The sequence below is a fragment of the Streptomyces sp. NPDC002680 genome, from assembly GCF_042889145.1.
Taxonomy (GTDB): Bacteria; Actinomycetota; Actinomycetes; order Streptomycetales; family Streptomycetaceae; genus Streptomyces; species Streptomyces adonidis.
Window position 1 is genome coordinate 155,543 of record NZ_JBIAQP010000010.1, and the last position, 6,651, is coordinate 162,193.

A 6,651-nucleotide genomic window follows, 5' to 3' on the forward strand; every position below is an offset into this window, starting at 1 on the left:
ACTCCCCGACGCCGGGCTCCCCCGTTCCCCCGTCTCCCCCTGCTCCCCCGTCCCCCTAGTCGGTAGCGATAGCGTTCAGCACATTCATCCGCCCCGCCCTGAACGCCGGCACCAGCGCCGCGAACAGCCCCACCAACGCCGACCCCGCGAACACCCCGCCGATCGTCATCCACGGGATCTCCAGGACCTTCAGGCCCTCCAGGGCGAGCAGTTGCTGGGCGGTCGCGCCCCAGCCCATCCCCAGGCCGAGCCCCAGCAGTGCGCCGAAGAGGGCGATCACCACGGACTCCAGGCGGATCATCCGGCGCAGTTGTCGGCGCGACAGGCCGATCGCCCGCATCAGGCCGATCTCCCTCGTCCGCTCCACCACCGACAGCGCGAGCGTGTTCACCACACCCAGTACCGCCACCACGATCGCCAGGGCGAGCAGCCCGTAGACCATGTTCAGGAGCTGGCCGATCTGGTCCTTCAACTCCTGCTTGTAGTCGGTCTGGTCGCGGACCTGGTACTGCGGGTAGGGGTCGAGTGCTTTCTTCAGGGCGGCGTACGCCTGCTTCTCCTGGCCCTTCTCGGCCTTGCCGAACAGCAGGTCGCTCGGCGGGACCTTGTCGGCCGGCAGGTACTTCTCCATCGTCGCGATGGACAGGTACTGCGAGCCCTTGTCGATGGCCACGTCGTCGTCCGTGACGGCGGCGACCTTGAGCCTGGCCGTCGAGCCGCCCTTGAAGGCGACGGTCATGGTGTCGCCGACCTTCACCCCGTGCTCCTTTGCGTACCCCGAGCCCACCGACATGGCGTCCTTGCCGTACGCGGCGCTCAGCGTCCCCGAGGTGGTGGCGCGGCGCAGGTCGGAGGCGTACGTCGGGTCGGCGGCGGTCAGTTCGGTCTTCTCCGCCTTGCCGCCGGGCGGGGTCAGCGTGACCTCGACCTCCTTGTACCGGGTGACGTGGGCCAGGCCGGGCGAGTTCCGCATCGCCTTCTCCGCCTGCGGCACGAACCGCTGGTTGCCCTCGACGATGAAGTCCGCGCCCACCGACTTGTCGAGTTCGTCGGTCGCCGAGGCCACCATCGACGAGCCGACCACCGAGAGGCAGGCGACCAGGGCGAGCCCGATCATCAGGGCCGCGCCGGTGGCGCCCGTACGGCGCGGGTTGCGCAGCGCGTTGCGCTCGGCCAGGCGGCCGACGGGTCCGAAGCCCCGCAGCAGTACGGCGCTGAGCACCCGTACGACACCACCCGCGAGCACCGGGCCGATGATCACGAACCCGATGAGCGTGAGCACGATGCCCGCGCCGAGGACCAGCGAGCCGTCCTTCGCCTTGTCGGCAGTGGCGGCCAGGAACAACGCATACCCGCCCGCGCCCGTCAGGACCAGGCCGACCAAGCCCCGCACCACGCCCGCCCTGCCGTCCGCCGGGGTGCCGGCGTCGCGGAGTGCGGCCATCGGGGAGACCTTGCCCGCGCGGCGGGCCGGGAGGTAGGCGGCGAGGACGGTGACGACGACGCCGAGGACCAGGCCGATCACCGGGGTGGCCGTCTTGATCGTCAGATCGTCGGTGGAGAGGTTCATGCCGGCCATCGACATCAGCTTCATCAGGCCGACCGCGATGCCGACCCCCGCGCCGACACCGAGGACGGACCCGACGAAGCCGAGCAGCAGCGCCTCCACCAGCACGGACCGGTTGACCTGCTTGCGGGAGGAACCGATCGCCCGCATCAGGCCGATCTCGCGGGTGCGCTGGGCGACCAGCATCGAGAAGGTGTTGATGATCAGGAAGATGCCGACCAGGAACGCGATCCCGGCGAAGCCGAGCATGGCGTACTTGATGACGTTCATGAACTCGCCGACGCCCTCACGGTTCTCGTCGGAGAACTCCTTCTGCGTCTGCACCTTGAACACACCGGTCGCAGCAAGGGTGTTGGTGACGTTCTGCTTCAACCGGTCGTCGGTTACCCCGCTCGCCGCCGTGACGTTCAGCTGGGTGAACCGGCCTGTGGCGCCCAGGAGTTCACGCTGTGCGGTGGCGGTGTCGAAGTAGACGACGGCCGCGCCGGGGTTGGTCACCTTGAAGGTGGCGATACCGACGATCCGCGCCTTGATGTCGCCGGTCTGCGCGATGGTGCGCAGCTCGTCGCCCATCTTCAGGTGGTGCTTGTCGGCGGTGTCGGCGTCGACCATCACCTCGGTGGGACCGCGCGGTGCGTGACCGCTGGTGATCTCCATCGAACGCAGGTCGTTGCGCGTCCAGTTGCCCGCGATGGTCGGGGCCCCGGTGCTCGACCCCATGTTCTCGTTGTCGCTGTCGACGACGGTCACGTTCATCGAACTGACCGCGCCCTCAGCCGACTTGACGCCCTGGGCCTGCTGCGCCTTCGCCAGCACGGAGGCCGGCATCGACTCGGGAACCCCGTTCTGCGGGGTACTGCCGTCGCTCTTGGCCCCCTTGGGCGACACCGTGACATCGGACGCTGTCGTCGAGAAGAGCTTGTCGAACGTCGTGTTCATGGTGTCGGTGAAGACCAGGGTCCCGCACACGAACGCCACCGACAGCATCACGGCCACCGCCGAGAGGGCCATCCGGCCCTTGTGCGCGAAGAAGTTGCGCATCGAGGTCTTCAGCACAGTCATGACGTACGCCCCCGAGCGTCGAAGTCCTTCATCCGGTCGAGGACGGTGTCGGCGGTCGGTCGGAACATCTCGTCGACGATCCGTCCGTCGGCGAGATACAGCACCCGGTCCGCGTACGAGGCGGCCACCGGGTCGTGCGTGACCATCACGATGGTCTGCCCCAGCTCGTCGACGGACCGCCGCAGGAAGCCCAACACCTCAGCGCCCGCACGGGAGTCGAGGTTCCCGGTCGGCTCGTCACCGAAGATGATCTCGGGCCGCGCGGCCAACGCCCGTGCCACGGCGACGCGTTGCTGCTGGCCGCCGGAGAGCTGGTTGGGCCGGTGCTTCAGCCGGTCCTTGAGCCCGACCGTCTCCACGACCTGGGCCAGCCACCCCTTGTCGGGCTTGCGCCCGGCGATGTCCATGGGAAGCGTGATGTTCTCCAACGCGCTGAGCGTCGGCAGCAGGTTGAACGCCTGGAAGATGAACCCGACCCGGTCCCGGCGCAGTTGGGTCAGCTTCTTGTCCTTGAGACCGGTGATCTCGGTCTCGTCGAGATGGATCTGCCCGCTGGTCACGGTGTCGAGTCCGGCGAGGCAGTGCATGAGGGTGGACTTGCCGGACCCCGAGGGGCCCATGATCGCGGTGAACTGTCCCCGCGCGATGTCCACGTCCACATGGTCCAGGGCGACGACGCGGGTCTCACCGGACCCGTACGCCTTCACGACCTGCCGCGCCCGCGCGGCAACGGCCGTACGCCCGCCAGTGCCCCCGTGCCTGGTGATGGTCACAGCCGATGTCACGGTATGTCTCCTAAGTCGGTCAGCACGAAGCCGCACTGATGCCCGGTAGTAGCCGGTTGCCCGGTAGCGGCCGGTTGTGCGTCGCCGCTCTTCGGTACGTGTATGAGTCTGCTGTCGGGAGGGGGTCCGGGTCTCTGACGCCCAGCGCAGTCTTCTGCGGGGGAAAACCCCACCCCCGGAGGTCCTGCACACCGCCCTTCAGCGGCATAAAGCCAGGTTAAGGACGGTCAGGGCCCCGTCTCGTCCTCCGCCGGTACGAACCCTCCCCGAGCCGTAGTGGGGAGGTACCCCTAAGGGCAGTACACCCTTCGGCGGAGCGAGTCTCGGGGTTGCCGCCGCCCTCCGGCCCAGCCAGGCTGCACCCTCCCGCCGCGTCAGGGTCAAGTGGCAGAGTGGTCGGCGGCCGATAGATGCATGGGGAAAGGAATCGGGTGGGCAGCAGCCGCCGTACGAAATCCGCGATACCCGGCGCCGCACAGAGCGCCGGAGCCGGCACCGAGAAGCGGGGAGCCGTCGTCGCCGCGCTCATGCTCGCGATGGCCCTGGCCGCGCTCGACTCCACGATCGTCTCGACCGCCGTACCGCAGATCGTCGGCGACCTCGGCGGCTTCTCCGTCTTCTCCTGGCTGTTCTCGGGCTATCTGCTCGCCGTCACGGTCACCCTCCCCGTGTACGGCAAGCTCTCCGACACCTTCGGCCGCAAACCGGTCCTGATCGCGGGCGCGGCCCTGTTCCTCCTCGGTTCCCTCCTCTGCGCGCTGGCCTGGAACATGGCCGCGCTCATCGCCTTCCGCGTCATCCAGGGCCTGGGCGGCGGCGCCCTCCAGGGCACGGTCCAGACACTCGCCGCCGACCTGTACCCGCTGGAGCAACGCCCCCGAATCCAGGCGAAGTTGTCCACAGTCTGGGCGACCTCGGCGGTGGCGGGCCCTGCGGTCGGCGGAGTGTTGGCGGCCTACGCCGACTGGCGCTGGATCTTCCTCGTCAACCTGCCCGTCGGCGCGGTCGCGATGTGGCTCCTGGCCCGCCACCTCCACGAACCGCAGCGCGACACCTCCGGCCCCCGCCCGCGCATCGACTGGGCGGGCGCGCTCGCGGTGTTCGCGTGCGGCGGCGTCCTGCTGACGGCCCTCGTCCAGGGCGGCGTGGCCTGGCCCTGGCTGTCGGTGCCGTCAACCGCCTTCTTCGGTACGGGACTTGCGCTGGTGTTCCTCGTGGTGGTGATCGAACGCAGGGCGGCGGAGCCGATCATCCCCGGGTGGGTGTGGCGGCGCCCCACGATCGCGGCGGTCAACCTGGCGCTGGGCGCGCTGGGCCTGCTGATGGTGGCCCCCACGGTGTTCCTCCCCACATACGCCCAGTCGGTACTGGGCCTGGCCCCGACAGCGGCCGGATTCGTGCTGTCCGTATGGACGTTGAGCTGGCCGGTGTCGGCGGCGCTGAGCCAGCACGTGTACCGCAGGATCGGCTTCCGCAACACGGCGATGCTCGGCATCGGCACGGCGACCCTGATCCTGCTGGCGTTCCCCTTCCTCCCGTACCCCGGCTCCGCCTGGCAGCCCACCCTCCTGATGCTGCTGCTCGGCGGCGCCCTCGGTCTCTTCCAACTCCCGCTGATCATCGGCGTCCAGTCGACGGTCGGCTGGTCGGAACGGGGTACGGCGACGGCGTCCGTCCTCTTCTGCCGCCAGACCGGCCAGACGATCGGCGCGGCCCTGTTCGGCGCGGTCGCCAACGGCGTACTCGCGTCCCGGCTGGGCGGAGCGAGCGACCTGGACTCGGTGACAAGGGCGTTGGACTCGACTGCCGCACCGGAGGCGACCCGACGGGCCATCGCGGACGCCGTCCACGCGGTCTACTTCGGCGCGGCGGGAGCGGCGGCTCTGGCGTTCGTGGCGCTGCTGGTGCTGGCGCCGCGCCGCTTCCCGGTCATCAAGGACGGCCCTTGAGCGGGGGTGACAGGGGGACGGGGGAGTCGGCAACCGGCGACAACGCCGCAGATCGGCGGAGCCGCCGTACCGGAGTCCCCGCGTCCGCGGCATGATCCGCCGGACAGGCCCGGGCGCCACCGGGCCCGGTACGGCGTGCTATTCGGCCGCCGCGGCCCGCCCCGTGAGCGTGGTCAGGCTGCTGCGTACGTGGTCCATGTGGGCCTGTACGTCGTCCCACTCCTCGCCGTGCTCCCGCAGCACGCGCTCCGTCTCGCGGGCGATGCGGTCCTCCTGGACGCGGGCCTCGGTGAGGATCTCGGCGGCGTGGACGCGGGCGTCGTCCTCGATGCGCCCGACCGACTCCTCGGCGTCCGCGAAGGCCCGCTTCGCCTCCGACAGCGCGGCCTCGGCAGCCGTCACGCGGTCCATGTACCGTGCGTCCAGGGCGACTTCACGCTCGGCGGCGAGCCGCTCCTCCGCGGCCCACCTCTCCGCATACTCCTTCTCCTGCTCGGCGAGCAGCCCCGAGGTCCGCGCCCGCATCTCGCGCAGCGCGGCCAGCGCCTCCCCGCGCCCCTCCTTGATGTCCCGCCGGGCGCCGATCCGGAGCTCGTCGGCCTCGGCGCGGGCGGCGAGCAGCCGGTGCCGGGCGCGTTCGTCGGCCTCGGCGCGTACGGCCTGGGCGGCGGCGTCGGCGCCCTCCCGCAGGGCGTTCGCGCGGGCCTCAGCCGCCGCGACCAGCTGACGTGCCTCGCCGCGTCCCCGCTCGCGCACGGCGTGGGCCTCCTCGGCGCCCAACTCCCAGAGCCGGCGGGCGCGTTCGCCGAGGCTGTCGTACGTCTGCGGAGCGAGCCCCGCGACGACCTCCCGCAGCCGCTCCGACTCGGCGCCCATCTGCCGGGCCAGCACGGTCAGCCGCGCGGCCCGCTCCCAGGCGGCGTCCCGCTCCGCGGAGAGGGCGGCGGCGTACGCGTCGACCTGGTCGGGCCGGTAGCCGCGCCCCCGTCCGGCCCCGAACCCGTGCGACGACATCACTGCGTTGCTCATCCTGCAACCCCTCTCCACATACGAAGTAATGATTTCGCGCACATCTTGATGGATTGGGATGAAATGTGCCTAACGCGACACTCCGGGCGGGGTCACGGTCCGCATCCCGGCATGCGAAAAGGGAGTGGGGTGGGGGGGGGGGGCGGGGCACCCCCCCCCCCCCCCCCCCAGGGGGGCCCGGGGGGGGGCACCCCCCCCCCCCCCCCACGACAAACCCCCCCCGCCCCCCCCCCCCCCGGCGCCCCCCCCCCCAAAACCC

4 protein-coding genes are annotated in these 6,651 nt (G+C 70.8%); 1 reads left to right on the top strand and 3 read right to left on the bottom strand.

All coding sequences use genetic code 11. The annotated features are described in order from the left end of the window. Positions 1-55 precede the first annotated feature (55 nt). Entirely contained in the window at positions 56-2,629 is a 2,574-nt protein-coding gene (locus ACFYXF_RS26360) for an ABC transporter permease (RefSeq protein ID WP_389352897.1), read from the bottom strand. Next, positions 2,626-3,414 (bottom strand): ABC transporter ATP-binding protein, encoded by a 789-nt coding sequence (locus ACFYXF_RS26365; protein ID WP_369035471.1) that lies wholly within the window; start codon positions 3,412-3,414, stop codon positions 2,626-2,628. Before ACFYXF_RS26365 ends, ACFYXF_RS26360 begins: the two co-directional genes overlap by 4 nt. A gap of 410 nt (positions 3,415-3,824) precedes the next feature. On the opposite strand from ACFYXF_RS26365, the gene ACFYXF_RS26370 reads away from it, so the two are divergent. Further along, positions 3,825-5,363: an MFS transporter gene (locus ACFYXF_RS26370; RefSeq protein ID WP_389352899.1), complete on the top strand. Its 1,539-nt coding sequence runs from the start codon at positions 3,825-3,827 to the stop codon at positions 5,361-5,363. A gap of 138 nt (positions 5,364-5,501) precedes the next feature. Here the strand turns inward: ACFYXF_RS26370 and ACFYXF_RS26375 are convergent, their stop codons facing one another. Further along, on the bottom strand, positions 5,502-6,392 hold the full coding sequence (locus tag ACFYXF_RS26375) for a cellulose-binding protein (RefSeq protein ID WP_389352901.1): 891 nt from the start codon (positions 6,390-6,392) through the stop codon (positions 5,502-5,504). Between the last annotated feature and the right edge of the window lie 259 nt (positions 6,393-6,651).